Below are 15,909 nucleotides of genomic sequence, written 5' to 3'. Positions count from 1 at the left end.
TCGTGATTTTAAATTTCGGATTGGATAGTTGGAAATTTTGGTTCTTGCTGAATGCCGATAGCTGAGACCCAACAGTCCAAAAATTATTTACCCCGAATAATATCTACTGGGTCAATTTTACTAGCTTTTCTTGCTGGAAACAAACCTGCCAAATACGTTGTAATCAAGGAAAAAGTGATACCTATCAAGTAATATTTTAAGTCATAATTCACTGGATAGGTACTTATTGTAGGTAAAGCTGCCGTTTTGAAGGGTACATTATCGATTAATAGTGACAATAGAAATCCGAAAAACAATCCCGTGCAACCACCCAATATACCAATACTAATAGCGATGGTAATAAATATCTTTTTGACATCGCTTCCTGCAAAACCCGTAGCTTTCAGAATAGCAATGGTATCCATTTTTTCATAAATCAACATATTCAAGATATTGTAAATCCCGAAACCAGCCACTATGAGTAATGTAATGCCGACTGCATACGAAATCAAACTACGCAAACTGCTACCTGTTTCAAACTGTGCATTAGCAGTTTGAATATCCTCAGCATCTGTGCCAAAAATTTGTGCATATTCTTTGCTTACCGAAGGTGCCATATTCAAATCATGCAATTTGATTTGAATATCTGTGACATAAGCATTGCTTTGTCCGATGAGCTTTTGAGCAGTTTTTAAAGAAGTATAACTCTGAACTTTGTCTATCTCACCCAGTCCCGATTGGAAATATCCTACAACTTTCAAGGGAAATCTATCACCTTTGGCGGTGGTTACTTGTACCACATCGCCAATATTGGCTAGCATTTTGTCCGCCAAGCCTTTTCCCAAAATAATACTATTGGGGATATTCTTCAAATCTATGTATGAACCCGACGTTACATAATCTCCAAAAGCAAAAAGTCTTGCTTCTGCTTCCACATCTATGCCGTTGACTACGCCTGTTACATCCGTTTCGCCCACATTGAAAAATACTTGTGCAATCATTTTGGGTGAAATGCCCAATACTCGTGTATCTGTTTTTAACTTACTAATTATAGCGACGCTATTGGCTATCTGGGCATTTTTACCATTGGGCTTGATAGACCTGATAAAATTGTGATATTTCTTATAATGGTTATCTAACAAAATAGGCTGATTTTTATTAGCTTTTATTTCGTTAAAAAGTCGCACATGTGGTGTTCTATTCAATACCAAGCTATCCAATAGGTCGTTGAGCCCATTCATAAAACCCAACAACGCAATAAACATGGTAATACTAAACATCACACCAACGGCCGCCACCAAGGTTTGTTTCCAACGAGCCAAAGATAGCGATTGAGCAATATTCCAAATCAGTGGGTAGTTCATAGTGTAGGTTTTTGGATAGCATCTTGGGCAGTGATTCCTGATAAAATTTCGACACGTTGGAAGTCTTTTAGCCCAACTTTTACCGCTTTTTTTTGACCATCTTTGTCTACCACAAACTGTTCATCAACCAAATAATTTCTTGGAATGGTCAATACCTTTGGTCTTTCAGCAGTAATGATATTAGCTTCGATATTGAGGTTGGGATACAGAACAGGAGGCTGTGCTATGAAGGTAGCTTTTACCGTAAAAGTCCTAGTTTTTTCATTCATCAAAGGATCTATGCTATTAACTTTTGCCTCAAATACCTGCTTGTTGTAACTATCTAAGGTAAGCAATATTTTTTGCCCGATTTTGACACGAGTAATATCATCTTCGTCGATTTGTAATTCAAGTATAAAAGCTTTTGCGTCGCCGATAATTGCCACAGGGTTTTGGATAGAAACCATTTCACCTATTTCTTTCGAAAAACTATAAATACGTCCAGATACCTCGGCTCGAACGGCAAAGTCAGATGCAATACTCTTGGCCAAAGCGACATTTTTGGCAGATTGTTCAGCAGAAAATTTAATCTGACGACGCAATTCACTCACTCGTATTTCGGCTGATTGGAAGGCTGTTTGGGAGTTATGATAGGCTAGTTCACGCTGTTCTTGATCTACTTTTGTTCCGATTTGTTGTTGCCAAAGAGCATTTTGTCGACGCCAAAGCAAGGAGTCTGAACGAAGTTTTTGATAAGCTAAATCTTTGGCGATAACAGCATCTCTTAAACGTTCCTGATTAGATTTGACTGACGCATTTTCAAAACTTAATTCTGCGTTTTCGATATTGAGTTTTGAACTAGGGTTGGCGATTTCAAAAAGTATTTGACCTTTTTCGACATAATCCCCTTCTTTCACTTTCAAAGAAGAAATAACGCCAGTATTTTTGGGAAAAACCTGATATTGATTGACACTTTTTACAATTCCTGAGGCATAAACAGATTCAGAAATTGCCTGAATTTGAGGATAAATCGTTTCTACTTTTTTCTTACAGCCTGTTACTAGACCTACCAATAAAATTCCTGTCAACCAATGTTTCATTTTGCGTGTCAACTTTTATAGGATGGAGAAAAATCAACTATCCCAATTATTTGAATAGTTAAAATTAAAAAGATTTTCCAGATACAATCATGAGGATAATTGGTTTTTGTCTTGATTATGGTCAAAAACTCATTCAAGTATTATATGAAGCTTCATTTTTGTATAATCTGTAAAAAGATAAATAAGTCTATATTTTTTATTTTTAAGGATAAAATATCTAAATATATTGAATATTTTTATTTAAGTATCTAATTTTTTAGTAAAAATCAGTAAAGTGTAAAAATATATCTTTATGGCAATCTACCTTTGTCCTATCCATTTTACACATCAATCGGAAATGTAGTATCAAAGCAATGCTTTGGTTTAAAAAGGAATCGTGTGTGAATCACGAACAGACGTGCTACTGTATTTAACCGCTCTTTGGAGCAAGTCGTGTACAATATATCCATTGTTCCAGCTGGAATGAGAAGGAGTACAACGATGTTATAAGTCAGGAGACTTGCTACTTTTCTCAATGACAAGACTCTCACGAATAGGGTATTGGACGCGCATTGGTTTTTCAAACTCATTTACGAATGAGTGATTGAGCACATTAGTGATTTTAAGACTATGTTTAAATTTTATAAGTCATTGAAAAATAAAAGTATCTATTTGTTTTTCTGAAATCCTGTTGTTTGAGCCGCAGGCGAGTTTAGGATTTCTTGACTTTCTTTTGTTACTTTTCTTGTGTCAAGACAAGAAAAGTAAGGAGTGTCAAAATGAAAATTTGTTTTTTCTACAAATGCCAGATAAAATTTTTAAACATACTCATAAAAATAATAAGCTCTATTGATATAAATTCAGGTCAGCTTTTGTTAAACATCAAAATGTGGTGTTTTGTGATGTTTGCTTTTGAGAAAGCCAAAAGCTGATACCTGAAAGCTTTTGAAAAATCTGTTCCATTCGTTGAAGGTTTTGTGTGTTGTGCCTAAATGGTTGAGTATTTCATTTTTAAACATTCAACCAACATGCTTACTCACAACCTTGGCTATCCACGTATCGGTAGCAAAAGAGAACTCAAAAAAGCCTGCGAACAATACTGGTCAGGCAAAATCAGTAAAGAAGAATTACAGTCTCAAGCTTATCAGTTGAGATTAGAACACTGGAAAGTTCAGCAGGAAAACGGCATTGACCTTATTCCAAGTAACGATTTTTCGTTGTATGATCATGTACTGGACTTGTCATTGACACTAGGCGTAATTCCACAACGTTATCAGGCATTAGTTGATGGAAAATCTAGCAAAGAATTAGATATTTATTTTGCTATGGCGCGCGGTTATCAGAAAGAAGGTTTTGACGTCGTAGCCTGCGAGATGACTAAATGGTTTGATACCAATTATCACTATATCGTCCCTGAATTTACTAAAAATCAACAGTTTTATAGATTCTCAAATAAACCCATTCAAGAGTTTGAAGAGGCTAAACGCTTGGATATTACTACTAAGCCTGTCTTGATTGGCCCTGTTTCATATCTACTTTTAGGAAAAGAAAAGGAAAAAGGATTTAATCGTCTTGACTTGATTCAGCGTTTGTTGCCTGTTTATATCGAGTTATTACAGGAACTTGAAAGTCGTGGCGCACATACCATTCAAATTGATGAGCCTTATTTGGTCATGGATTTGTCGACAAAAGAAAGAGCTGTTTTCCAAGAAGTTTATCAGCAAATTAGAAAAGCATTGCCTGCCCTTCAAATCGTTTTGGCGACTTATTTTGAATGTTCTGGCGATAATCTATCTACTATCTTGAGCCTCCCTGTCGATTGTATTCATATTGATTTAGTTCGTTGCCCTTCACAATTAGGCGATATTCTCAATCAAGAGGCTTTTGTTAATGGAACAACCAAACTTTCGTTGGGCTTAGTAGATGGTCGAAATATTTGGAAAAATGATTTTACGAACTCTTTAAGTTTTATTGAAAAAGCCCTTTCAAAACTTGGAGAAGAGCGTGTTTGGATTGCACCATCGTGTTCATTATTGCATACGCCTTACGATTTGGATTTGGAAAAAGATGAAAGTGTATTAACTCCGACGATTAAAAACTGGATGGCTTTTGCTAAACAAAAATTGAAAGAGGTGCGTACCTTAGCTGATCTGACCAAACCACAATTGTTTAGCAGTTTAGCATCTATTTTGACTGAAAATCAACAGGCTATTGAAAGTAGAAAATCTTCAACACTAATTCACAGAGCAACGGTTAAGTCTCAAATTCAGGGGATTAAAAACGCCGATTTTGAGCGTGAAGTACCCTTTGCACTTCGCCAGTCGATTCAAAAAGAATTATTACAGTTGCCATTATTGCCTACAACAACGATTGGTTCTTTCCCACAAACGACAGAAGTGCGTCAGTTGAGAGCTAATTATAAAAAAGGTCTAATTTCTGATGAAGTGTATACACAAGAAGTAGAAACTGAAATCAAAAAGGCCATACACTGGCAAGAAGAATTAGGCTTAGACGTATTAGTTCATGGCGAGTTCGAGCGTAATGATATGGTTGAATACTTTGGTGAGCTATTGTCTGGTTATGTATTTTCTCAAAATGGCTGGGTACAAAGTTATGGCAGCCGTTGTGTGAAACCTCCCATTATTTTTGGAGATATTGAGCGCAAAGGAGATATGACAGTTCGCTGGACGAAATATGCACAATCACAAACTTCTAAAATTGTGAAAGGAATGCTCACAGGACCTATAACGATGTTGCAGTGGTCATTTGTGAGAGACGACCAACCAAGACGATTAACAGCATTTCAGTTGGCATTAGCTATCCGTGAGGAAGTTGTTGCTTTAGAAAAAGCAGGCATAAAAATTATCCAGATTGACGAACCAGCCATACGTGAAGGTTTACCTTTAAGAAAAGAAAATGCACCAATTTATTTGGATTGGGCTGTTAAAGCCTTTCGTTTGAGTGCTTCAGGCGTATCTAATCGTACGCAAATACATACACATGCTTGCTATTCAGAATTTAATGATATTATTGATTCGATTGCTGATTTGGATGCTGATGTAATTACGATAGAAACTTCTCGTTCGCAAATGGAATTATTGGATGCTTTTGCTGAGTTTAAATATCCAAACGAAATTGGACCAGGGGTATATGATATTCACTCCCCAAGAGTACCGACGGTGGAAGAAATTACAACCCTTTTGGAAAAAGCATTGACCTATATTTCATTAGAAAACCTTTGGGTAAATCCTGATTGTGGACTGAAGACTCGTCATTGGGAAGAAACCGAAAAAGCCTTGAAAAACATGGTAGGCGCTGCTGAAGCATTAAGAGTCGAAGTTGGTGCAACAGTAAAATAAGCCTTTCTCTAATTGAGTGATTGGTGATTATATTTTATATTTCACTAGTAGAGACGCAATGCTTTGCATCTAAAAGTAGCGTAATAATCTCATTCAATCAAAATTTTGGGATTAGGGTTATTCTCCAATATCAAAAAAGCGGTCGAAAATTATTTTTCGACCGCTTTTTTGATATTGTAATTTTTAGACGAAAGGCATTGTATTCTTACCAACTGTTTGTAGATAAAAACAATCACTCATTCGCTAAATCACTCAATTACTTTCGGAACTCTAAAATACTCACCGTCTTGTTTTGGCGCGTTTTTCAAACCTTGTTCACGAGAGATGTTTGGTATAACTTTATCCTCACGCAAAGCATTTACCTCAAGGCTCATGTGCGTTAAAGGTTTTATGTCTGCCGTGTCAACCTCATTGAGTTCTTCCATCCATGTCAACACAGAGTTGAGCGAACCCATCATTTCATCTTCAGTAGATGCGGGCATTTCGAGTCTTGCCAAATGAGCAATCTTCTGTAAAGCTTCTTTGTCGATTTTCATCAGAAAATAATTTAGTTAACAGATTCTCATTTCTCTAAATCATCACGACCTCTCAACTTTTTATCATCCATGTGTTTATTCAAAAACTCATTGATTTTATTGATGTCAACAGTTCGATTGATTTCTCCGAAAGAGTTGATTGTTATATCGAATCCAGCAAGTTCGTCATGAACTTTCGGGAGTTCATTTTTTGCGTTGTCTTTTTTCTTTGCCATAACGTAGTTTAGAAATTTTGAGGTGAGAAAATAATTACTCAAATACTTCTCAAAGGTCTAAATTAAGCACTTAATCATTTATTTACTAATTTATCTTTGAGAGATAAAGCAGTAAAGATTCAAGGTAAAAAAACTATTACTTACCTACAAAATCAAAAATCCTAAACACCGTGTTAAACAAGCTTTATTGAGTAGCAAACTACAAGGTAGTCAATGCTGTATCAAGGCGTTGAATAACGGCATCTTTGCCGATAATCTCCATCAAGAGCATCAAGTCAGGACCTGCACCTGCACCTGTAACAGCTACACGAAGTGCCTGCATAACTTTCCCCATTTTAATGCCTAGTTTTTCTAATTCGGCTGATAAGGTATGTTTGATTTCGTCGGCTACAAAATTGTCTAAAGCTGGCAATGCCTCTTTGAAAGCAGTGATTGCTTTTTTAGCATCGTCGTTCCATTTTGAAGCAATAACCGCTTGGTCATAACTTGTTGGAGCTACAAATAGCGCATTAGCTTCTGATACAATTTGCTGAGGGAATGTTACACGTTCTTTGAATAAGTGAACGATTTTTACCGCTTTGTCAGTTTCAAAGTCTGTCAAGTATTGAGATGCCAAAGCCTCATCGCTTTGTTGACGTAAATACTGTTCGTTGTACCATTTGGCTTTATTAATGTCAAATTTGGCACCCGATTTATTGATACGCTCCAAAGAGAAAGCCTGTGTCAATTCTTCCAAACTGAAAATTTCTTGTTCGGTGCCTGGGTTCCAGCCTAAGAAAGCCAAGAAGTTGATTAAAGCTTCTTTCAAATAGCCTTCTTCTCTAAAACCAATTGATTTTACGCCTTCAGGGTTAGTCCATTCTAATGGGAATACTGGGAAACCTCCGATTTCTGCATCACGTTTTGATAATTTGCCATTGCCTTCTGGTTTAAGCAATAATGGAAGGTGAGCAAATTGAGGCATGGTGTTTTCCCAACCAAATGCACGATACAACATCACGTGCAATGGCGCCGAAGGTAACCATTCTTCTCCACGAATTACGTGGGTGATATTCATCAAATGGTCATCAACAACGTTTGCCAAGTGATAAGTTGGTAAACCGTCAGACTTCATCAAAACTTTATCGTCGATTGTCGAAGAGTGAACATGTACCCAATCACGGATTAAATCTTTGAAACGGATTTCTTCTTTGGCTGGTACTTTCAAACGAATTACATACGGTTCGCCTGCTTCGATTTTTGCTTTAACCTCTTCTTCCGATAAGGTCAACGAGTTTTTTAAGCGAGTACGAGTTACAGCATTGTATTGGAATGCCGAACCTTGACTTTCGAAAGTAGCACGCATCGCGTCTAATTCTTCAGACGTATCAAAAGCATAGTAAGCTTTGCCTGCATCTAATAAGATTTGGGCGTGTTCTTGATAAATAGCCGAACGCTCAGATTGGCGATATGGCTCATGTGGACCGCCTACACCAACGCCTTCGTCAATAGTGATTCCTAACCATTGAAGCGACTCAATGATGTATTGTTCAGCGCCAGGAACAAAGCGGTTTTGGTCTGTATCTTCAATACGGAGCAACATTTTGCCCCCTAATTTTTTAGCTAATAAATAATTATACAGTGCTGTTCTTACTCCACCAATATGCAAAGGTCCTGTAGGACTTGGAGCAAATCGAACTCTAACTTCTTGACTCATTATCTCTTGGTTTTATTCAGACTGCAAAGATAATTGAGATTTATGTGAATATTGTACGGAAAAGGAAAAATAGCAGAGAAAGAGAGGAATCAAGAAAAATCCATCCATGAGCAGGGCTATATCGGATTTGAGATTTGAGATTTCGGATAGGGGTGCTTATTACTCAAAAGAAACAATGACACCCCTATCCGAAATGAAACATCCAATATCAGCAGTTTTCACAATTCTTCGATTACTACTATTATATATGGATGGACTGGGCTTTGAGCTATATCATATTTTAAAATAGAATACCATTAAAGCCGAAAGCAGATACCCGAATGCCAATTAGGCTACTGCAATACAAGAAATCTCAACGTTCACGTCTTTAGGTAAACGAGCTACCTCAACAGTTTCGCGAGCGGGAGGGTTAACCGTAAAATAGCTACCATACACTTCGTTTATCAAAGCAAAATTGTTCATGTCTTTTACAAAAATCGAACACTTTACCACGTTTTCGAAAGTCATATTTGCTGCTTCAAGAATCGCTTTTAAGTTTTCCATCACTTGTTTAGTTTCTTCTTGGATGCTTGCACCTGCTTCTACCAACGCCAAGGCGATTTGACCAGATACATATAAAGTACCGTTTGAAAGAACAGCTTGTGAATAAGGACCGATTGCCGCTGGCGCTTTTTCTGTGAAAATTATTTGCTTACTCATGGATAGTTTAATACGTTTGTTAACGGAAAAAATGATTTTGCTCGCAAGATACAAAGTTTGATTCTTTATCAGGAAGGAAATATCCGATTATGTTTAAATGCCTTTCTGTAATCAATATCGTTAATGTATTGCACAAACATCATTTATCTTTTATCTAAACTATCCCCATCATGTTACCTATCAATCATATTCATCATATCGCCATTATTTGTAGTAATTACGAGGTTTCGAAAAAGTTTTATACCGAAATCATGGGTTTTGAGATTCTACAAGAGGTTTATCGTGAACAAAGAGATTCGTACAAACTGGATTTGAAAGTAAATGGTCTATATCAAATAGAACTGTTCTCTTTTCCTAATCCTCCAGCACGTCCGTCACGCCCCGAAGCAGTTGGTTTGCGTCATATTGCTTTTGAAACCGACGATGTCAAACTAGTACATCAATTAATTACCCAAAAAGGGGTCGAATGCGAGCCTGTTCGTATCGACGAAACAACAGGCAAAGAGTTTTTCTTTTTTGCCGACCCTGATGGATTACCCATAGAGTTTTATGAAAAATAAAGGTGTTCAATACATGCTAATGTCCTCTTTATGTTTTGCCATAATGAGCGCCATTGCAAAGGTATTGGGCAAAGTATTTCCTTCGGTCGAACTGGTGTTTTTCCGAAATATTGTAGGATTAATTTTTATTATTTCCTCCATCGTCAAGCGACCTTTACAGCAAGTAGGAGGGCGGTTTGGTCTTCTGACCTTACGAGGTATTATGGGGACGATTTCTCTGTACACCTTATTTTATTGCATTACGCATATTGGTTTGGCTCAAACGAGTACCTATGGACAAGCATTTCCCATATTTCTTGCTATTTTTTCCTATTTCTTAACCAAAGATGAGCGCCTCAATCGAAAACAATGGGCGGCTGTTGGGATGGGTTTTGTTGGAATCCTATTGATTTTTAAGCCTGATGTTCGTATCCCAATACAGCATCATTTGGCAGGATTAAACTATGCTATTTTTACGGCTCTATCTTTTTTGTCAATCCGTGAATTAAAACGCTATTACGATACCCGTTCTGTGGTAATGTCATTTATGCTTACAGGTGTTGTGGCAAGCATTGTATCCATGATTTTGGGCGAGTGGATTACCGATCATCGCTGGGATTTTATGATAGGAAAATTTGTGATGCCACAAGGCATGCAATGGTTTTGGGTATTGCTCATGGGACTTTTAGCGATGGGCGTGCAAATTTTCAATACTCTAGCATTAGGAGCCGAAAAAGCTGGAATCGTAGGAGTAGTAAGTTACAGCAGTATAGTCTTTGCGATGATTCTTGGTACAATTTTGGGTGATAAACTACCCGATACGATTACTATTCTAGGCATTGTCTGTATCATTATTTCTGGCATTTATATTTCCATCAAAAAGGAATCAAAATAAAAAATATACCCATGAAAAAAGTCTTATTAGGGATTACAATATTGGTTGTTGGCTTGGCAAGCTGTAAAAAATCAGGCAATTCATTCGAAACCGCAACAAGCGATACTTTAACGTATGAATTAAAAAAGTTTGAAAAGAAAAGCGATAACTGTATAAAAGAAGATTCATTGTGTGCAACGGTACGTTTTGAGTATCCTTTTTTTAAAAATGAAGCATTAGACCAGCAAATTCAAACAGATTTGATTGCTATTTTTCAGGATAGTTCTGATTCCACGGTTGTTCCTGCTAAGAAAGTCGACGACCTAGCTGAACCCTTCATCAAAGAATACGCACAAACGCTTGAAGAAGGCAAGAATTATGCGGAAGATGCCAATGAGAAAAATCCTGGAGGCTTTTTTGTGATGCCATGGATAGAGGAAGCAAGTTTGAAAGTCGAACGTCAGACAGATACCTATTTGATGCTCAAGGCCAATACCAATTGGTTTAAAGGCGGTGCACATCCTATCAGTATGGAATACTACTTTGTGTACAATCGTGAAACCTTGAAAAGAGTAAAACTAGAAGATTTGTTTGAAAAAGGATTTGACCAAAAATTGCTGGCAATAGCAGAGAAGCAGTTTAGAATCAATGAAAAACTCAAGCCCAATGAGCCATTAGACGACCTACATGGGTATTTTTTCGAAAATGCAAAGTTTATTCTGAATGATAATTTTACATTAACTTCCAAAGGGCTCAAATTTTTGTATAATGTGTATGAAATTAAAGCCTACGCTTTTGGAGTCACGGAGCTGGAGATTCCTTATGAAGACTTAAAAGAAATTTTGAAAAAATAAATAAAAAAAGAGGCAAAATCTATCGAAATTGCCTCTCTCTAATTTAAGATTTAAGTGAACTTTTGTGTAAGATTAAACTATTAATTTGCAAGGGGTAAGGTAAAAGTGTACATCTGTAACCCATGATATTACTTGTTTATTCGTGATTAGTGTAGAATATTCATGATGACCTAAGGGTCAATTACTTCTGTAAATATTTGGTATAGAAATATGTAACAAATGTAAGATATAACGGGTGGAAGGTGTCAACCGTTTACTCAATCATCGACCGTTTACGCATTTTTTTTAACAAGAATCAAGAAATTTATTTAATGATAACTTGGCAGGATTTTGAAAAAGTAGACCTCCGTGTGGGGACTATCATCGAAGTGCAGGATTTTCCAAAAGCGAAAAAGCCTGCTTATCAACTCAAAGTGGATTTGGGCGAAGAACTTGGTATTAAAAAGTCTTCTGCCCAAATTACCAAGCTCTACACCAAAGAGGAGCTTATCGGCAGACAGGTGATTTGTGTGGTGAATTTTCCTCCTCGACAAATAGCTAACTTTATTTCAGAGGTGCTGGTGACTGGTTTTGAACAAAGTGACGGAGAGGTTGTTTTGTCGACTGTAGAACGAAGTGTTCCTAATGGAGCAAGGCTGTTTTAGGTAACATTTTATATTTTAGAGGGTTAACAAATATTAACGTTTGAAACTTTTTTTCGAATCGAGAAGTTTTGTAAATTGCAATGTCATTTAAAGTTATGCTCTTTTGACCTTGATAACCTTCTCTTTATGAAAACATCTACTCAAAATAAAATTTTGCTTTTAACATTACTATTAGGCGTATGGGTCAGTAGTAGTAGTTTTGGCTTGGTTGAACCAACAACGGTTCTCGAGAATCGCCGTCATCAATCAGAAATGAAAGCTGATTCTAGCCAAAGTTTGGAAAAATTGAAGTTGGATCAAGACAAGGACAAAAAAGATAATAACTCTAACAATTCGAATCAAGATTCGGATGATTCTGACAAAAGGGTGACCGATTCGTTAATTCAATGGATTGCCAATAGTCTTCATGTTGTGTTTATCAATTTTATTAATGCACTGTTCCATTTGAAGTAATTTATGAAACTTTTTCTCTCACGCATATTTTGCCTTTTTTTGGCTTTGCAAGTGCTTCTTTCGAGCGCTGGCTTTGCTATGAATGAGCATTATTGCAAAATCAAAGGAGAGAAAGTTTGGTCATTAAGTAAAGTTCGAGGTTGTTGTTCTGTTAAAGAAAAAAAGCAATTTCAAACTAAATCCTCTTCTTACAAAAAATCAAAATGCTGTAACGATAAGGTTTTTCATGCTAAAGTAACAACAGAATCAAATCAGAATACCTATACTGATTCGATTGACCATGTTTCTTTGATTTGGGAAAGTCAAATGCCTCCGATGTGGGTTTTCCGCAACGAGATTTTACCTATCGAAACAGCTTCTGTTTTATATTACCATTCCCCTGCGCCACCACCTTCGGGGCGCCAAATTCTTGTTAAAATCCAATCTTTCCTCATTTGAGATTACACTTTTGATAATATCATTAGTGTGTTAGTGGTGTGCATTTTTTGAAAATGCTTCACTTTTTATATTTCCTCAAAATGAAAGATTTTATGAAAACTACCTATAATGGGTTGATTCCTAGTATAATTCTTGGAGTAATCCTGCTCTTTATTTCTTCTTATTCAATCATGGCTCAAACAGTAGTAAAAGGCGCTGTTTATGAGCAAAAAAGTGATAACTCTTTAGAGCCTCTTATTGGTGCTAGTGTGCGCTGGGCCAATGCCAAAAGTGGTGTACTTACCGATACAGAGGGAAATTTTTCTATCTCGAAAAAGCCTGAAAATCATGAGCTTATCGTAAGTTTTGTAGGCTACAAAACTGATACGCTTATGGTACACACCACTGGTTTTGTGAAAGTACTTTTGCAAGTAGCTGGTCAGCTTAACGAAGTAACGGTTACTTCATCTCCTACCAATATCGACCGACTAAATCCTATACAAACAGAGTTTATTAATACCAAAACATTGGCAAAAGCTGCGTGTTGTAATTTATCAGAAAGCTTTGAGACAAATGCTTCTGTATCTGTAAGCTATGCTGATGCGATTACGGGTTCTAAACAAATTCAGATGTTGGGTTTGTCAGGTAATTATGTACAAACCAATGTGGAGAATATACCAAGTGTTCGTGGGTTGGCAACTACTTTTGGATTAAACTATATTCCTGGTACTTGGATTTCTTCGATTGATGTATCAAAAGGCGCAAGTTCGGTTGTAAATGGCTATGAATCAATGACTGGAGCATTGAATGTAGAGCTCCAAAAACCAGATGATTCAGACAAACTGTATGTGAATACCTATATCAATTCTTTTGGTCGTGGGGAGTTGAATATTAATACTGCTCGCAAATTCAATGATAAGTGGTCGGTAGGTTTGTTGACGCATGGTTCGGGACAAAGTATTTCGATTGACCAAAACAACGATACGTTTAGAGATATGCCGTTATTTGGTTTGGCTACTGCACTCAATCGTTGGAAATATCAGTCTGACCGTATGATGGCACAATTTGGCATAAAAGGTTTGTATGAAAATAGAACAGGGGGGCAAAACGCTGCTGATTTTATCAATAAGCCTTATTACGAGTTTGGCAATAGAACCAAAAGGGTAGAGGCATTTGCGAAGATTGCAGCGCTTTTTCCAGAAAAACCTTACAAAGGCTTGGGCTTTATAATGAATGCTTCTGTGCATGATGCTAATGCGTATTTTGGGTTGACATCTCGTAGTTATACAGGTTTGCAGAAGACTTTTTATAGTAATTTGATTTATCAAAATATCATCGACAATACCAATCATACCTATAAAGTAGGAGCAAGTTTTATAGCGGATTCATATCGTGAAAGTTATTTAGATTCTGCTTTTCATCGCAATGAGCTAGTGCCAGGGGTGTTTGGTGAATATACTTATGTGATTCCTGAAAAATTCACCTTGGTCTTGGGTGGACGTATGGATTTTCATAATCTTTATGGAAATCGTTTTACCCCAAGAATTCATGCAAAATATGACCTGTCGAGTAATACACATTTGCGGGCAAGCGCAGGTAAAGGTTGGAGAATGCCCAATGCCATTGCCGAAAACTTTGCGATGTTAGTTAACTCAAGACAATTATTGGTACTCGATCAAATTCGCCCTGAGGAATCATGGAATTATGGCGCAAGTATAAGTCATGACTTTAAAGTGGGTACTCGCAATGCCAATTTGACCTTAGATTATTATCGTACCGATTTCAATAATCAATTGACTGTAGATATGGAATCGGCGTATTATATCAAATTTTATAATCAGCGAGGCAAAAGCTATTCTAACAGTTTTCAGGCTGAGCTGAATTATTCTCCCATCAAACGAATGGATGTGAAATTGGCCTACCGCTTATTTGATGTAAAAAATGATATAGTGACAAGCTCAGGAGAATTGGCTTTGTTACCCAAAATGTTTGTCAACCGAGACAGAGTTCTCGTAAATGTAGGTTATGCTACCAAGTTTGACAAATGGAAATTTGACCTTACATGGCAGTGGAATGGCAAACGTCGTATTCCTGATGCAAGCCATGAGCATGTTCAAACCATAGATTCAGAGCCTGTATATGCTCCAGCTTTTTCTAATATTAATGCACAAGTTACCAGAGGGTTTTATCGTTGGGAGCTATATGTTGGAGGGGAAAACCTGACAGGATTTAGACAAAATAATCCAATTATGAGTGCTAGTAACCCATTTAGCCAACATTTTGATGCTTCTATGGTGTGGGGACCTATCACAGGTAGAATGGTGTACGTAGGAATGCGCTGGAAAATTCCTTCGAAAGTTTAGTATAAAAGTAAATTTATTCATAAACTCAATTTAAAAATCAAACTCATGAAAAAACTATTGGTATTAGCGATGCTTGCAACAGGATTGGCATCATGTGGACAAAAAGAAGCTGCGAAAGAAGAAACAAAAACAGAAGCTGTAGCAGCAGATTCGACTCAACATGCAGAAGCACACAGCGATAGCACAAAAGCTTATAAATGCCCAATGAAATGTGAGGGAGAAAAAACGTATGCTCAAGCTGGAAAATGCCCATCTTGTGGTATGGATTTGGCTGAGGTAAAGTAAGCAAAAACGATGAGTTAAGAATATAGTGGCATAGACGTCTTGTTCTTAACTCATCCAATTTAATTGTTATTTTAAACTTCTAATAAACATCAACATGAAAAAGCTAGCAATTATGTGGGTATTGATACTCACTACATTTTTATCATTTGCAGATAATCCATCAACAGTAAAAATCAAAACATCGGCTATTTGTGAAATGTGCAAAGAGCGCATCGAGAAACGTTTGGCATTTACGAAGGGCGTTAAAGACGTGAATCTTAATTTGGATGATAAAGTCGTTTCTGTGACTTTTAACCCGAAGAAAACCAATGTTGAAGCCCTTAAAAAAGTGATTACAGAGACAGGTTACGATGCCGACGAAGTACAAAAAAATGAGGAGGCACATAGCAAACTTCCAAGTTGTTGCCAAAAGACGAGCAAGGGAATGAAACACTAAAATATGTTTAGTGAAAGATTGTAAGCTTCCCCAAAAATAGTACGGATTAAAAGTTTAAAAAGTGTGATATTTTTTAACTTTAGGTAAGTATTATGAAAAGGAGCAAATTTAGTCCGACCGAAATTGCCAAGATTCTTA

16 protein-coding genes and 1 riboswitch are annotated in these 15,909 nt (G+C 36.8%); of the genes, 10 read left to right on the top strand and 6 right to left on the bottom strand.

Going from position 1 to position 15,909, the window contains the following annotated elements:
• Positions 1-83 precede the first annotated feature (83 nt).
• Positions 84-1,343, bottom strand: coding sequence for an ABC transporter permease (locus tag QM491_RS24895; RefSeq protein ID WP_283330277.1), 1,260 nt, complete (start codon positions 1,341-1,343; stop codon positions 84-86).
• On the bottom strand, positions 1,340-2,422 hold the full coding sequence (locus QM491_RS24890; protein ID WP_283330276.1) for an efflux RND transporter periplasmic adaptor subunit: 1,083 nt from the start codon (positions 2,420-2,422) through the stop codon (positions 1,340-1,342). The genes QM491_RS24895 and QM491_RS24890 overlap by 4 nt, the downstream gene beginning before the upstream one ends.
• A 323-nt stretch (positions 2,423-2,745) precedes the next feature.
• A riboswitch (cobalamin riboswitch) is annotated at positions 2,746-2,943 on the top strand.
• 486 nt (positions 2,944-3,429) lie between these two features.
• On the opposite strand from QM491_RS24890, the gene metE reads away from it, so the two are divergent.
• A complete protein-coding gene (gene metE, locus QM491_RS24885) occupies positions 3,430-5,760 on the top strand; it encodes a 5-methyltetrahydropteroyltriglutamate--homocysteine S-methyltransferase (protein WP_283330275.1) in 2,331 nt (776 codons plus the stop codon).
• 248 nt (positions 5,761-6,008) lie between these two features.
• Here metE and gatC read toward each other — a convergent pair whose 3' ends face one another.
• The 4 genes from gatC to QM491_RS24865 form a co-directional block, all read right to left on the bottom strand.
• Complete coding sequence (gatC, locus tag QM491_RS24880; protein ID WP_283330274.1) at positions 6,009-6,296, bottom strand: Asp-tRNA(Asn)/Glu-tRNA(Gln) amidotransferase subunit GatC; 288 nt, start codon at positions 6,294-6,296, stop codon at positions 6,009-6,011.
• Between the two features lie 26 nt (positions 6,297-6,322).
• Positions 6,323-6,511 carry a hypothetical protein gene (locus QM491_RS24875; protein WP_166553033.1) on the bottom strand — a complete coding sequence of 63 codons (189 nt, stop codon included), beginning with the start codon at positions 6,509-6,511 and terminating at the stop codon, positions 6,323-6,325.
• A 199-nt stretch (positions 6,512-6,710) separates the two neighbouring features.
• Positions 6,711-8,207, bottom strand: a complete 1,497-nt coding sequence (gene gltX, locus QM491_RS24870; RefSeq protein WP_283330273.1) for a glutamate--tRNA ligase — start codon at positions 8,205-8,207, stop codon at positions 6,711-6,713.
• Between the two features lie 327 nt (positions 8,208-8,534).
• On the bottom strand, positions 8,535-8,906 hold the full coding sequence (locus QM491_RS24865) for a Rid family detoxifying hydrolase (RefSeq protein ID WP_166553032.1): 372 nt from the start codon (positions 8,904-8,906) through the stop codon (positions 8,535-8,537).
• A gap of 170 nt (positions 8,907-9,076) precedes the next feature.
• On the opposite strand from QM491_RS24865, the gene gloA2 reads away from it, so the two are divergent.
• The 9 genes from gloA2 (at position 9,077) to QM491_RS24820 (ending at position 15,771) form a co-directional block, all read left to right on the top strand.
• Positions 9,077-9,466, top strand: a complete 390-nt coding sequence (gloA2, locus tag QM491_RS24860; protein WP_283330272.1) for an SMU1112c/YaeR family gloxylase I-like metalloprotein — start codon at positions 9,077-9,079, stop codon at positions 9,464-9,466.
• On the top strand, positions 9,456-10,340 hold the full coding sequence (locus QM491_RS24855; RefSeq protein ID WP_283330271.1) for a DMT family transporter: 885 nt from the start codon (positions 9,456-9,458) through the stop codon (positions 10,338-10,340). The genes gloA2 and QM491_RS24855 overlap by 11 nt, the downstream gene beginning before the upstream one ends.
• A gap of 11 nt (positions 10,341-10,351) precedes the next feature.
• Positions 10,352-11,173: an RsiV family protein gene (locus QM491_RS24850; protein ID WP_283330270.1), complete on the top strand. Its 822-nt coding sequence runs from the start codon at positions 10,352-10,354 to the stop codon at positions 11,171-11,173.
• 311 nt (positions 11,174-11,484) lie between these two features.
• The gene (locus tag QM491_RS24845; RefSeq protein ID WP_283330269.1) at positions 11,485-11,817 is read left to right on the top strand and encodes a tRNA-binding protein; all 333 of its coding nucleotides are present in this window, start codon (positions 11,485-11,487) and stop codon (positions 11,815-11,817) included.
• A gap of 126 nt (positions 11,818-11,943) precedes the next feature.
• Positions 11,944-12,270 carry a hypothetical protein gene (locus QM491_RS24840; protein WP_283330268.1) on the top strand — a complete coding sequence of 109 codons (327 nt, stop codon included), beginning with the start codon at positions 11,944-11,946 and terminating at the stop codon, positions 12,268-12,270.
• A 3-nt stretch (positions 12,271-12,273) separates the two neighbouring features.
• Positions 12,274-12,708, top strand: coding sequence for an HYC_CC_PP family protein (locus QM491_RS24835; protein ID WP_283330267.1), 435 nt, complete (start codon positions 12,274-12,276; stop codon positions 12,706-12,708).
• Between the two features lie 92 nt (positions 12,709-12,800).
• Positions 12,801-15,050, top strand: coding sequence for a TonB-dependent receptor (locus tag QM491_RS24830; protein ID WP_283330266.1), 2,250 nt, complete (start codon positions 12,801-12,803; stop codon positions 15,048-15,050).
• Positions 15,051-15,095: 45 nt separating this feature from the next.
• Positions 15,096-15,335, top strand: coding sequence for a heavy metal-binding domain-containing protein (locus QM491_RS24825; RefSeq protein ID WP_283330265.1), 240 nt, complete (start codon positions 15,096-15,098; stop codon positions 15,333-15,335).
• Positions 15,336-15,429: 94 nt separating this feature from the next.
• Positions 15,430-15,771 carry a heavy-metal-associated domain-containing protein gene (locus tag QM491_RS24820; protein WP_283330264.1) on the top strand — a complete coding sequence of 114 codons (342 nt, stop codon included), beginning with the start codon at positions 15,430-15,432 and terminating at the stop codon, positions 15,769-15,771.
• Positions 15,772-15,909 lie beyond the last annotated feature (138 nt).

The sequence above is a fragment of the Flectobacillus longus genome (assembly GCF_030056705.1).
In the GTDB taxonomy this organism is placed as follows: Bacteria; Bacteroidota; Bacteroidia; order Cytophagales; family Spirosomataceae; genus Flectobacillus; species Flectobacillus longus.
Note: the sequence above shows the minus strand (reverse complement) of the source record. Positions and strands in the feature narration are given on the sequence as shown.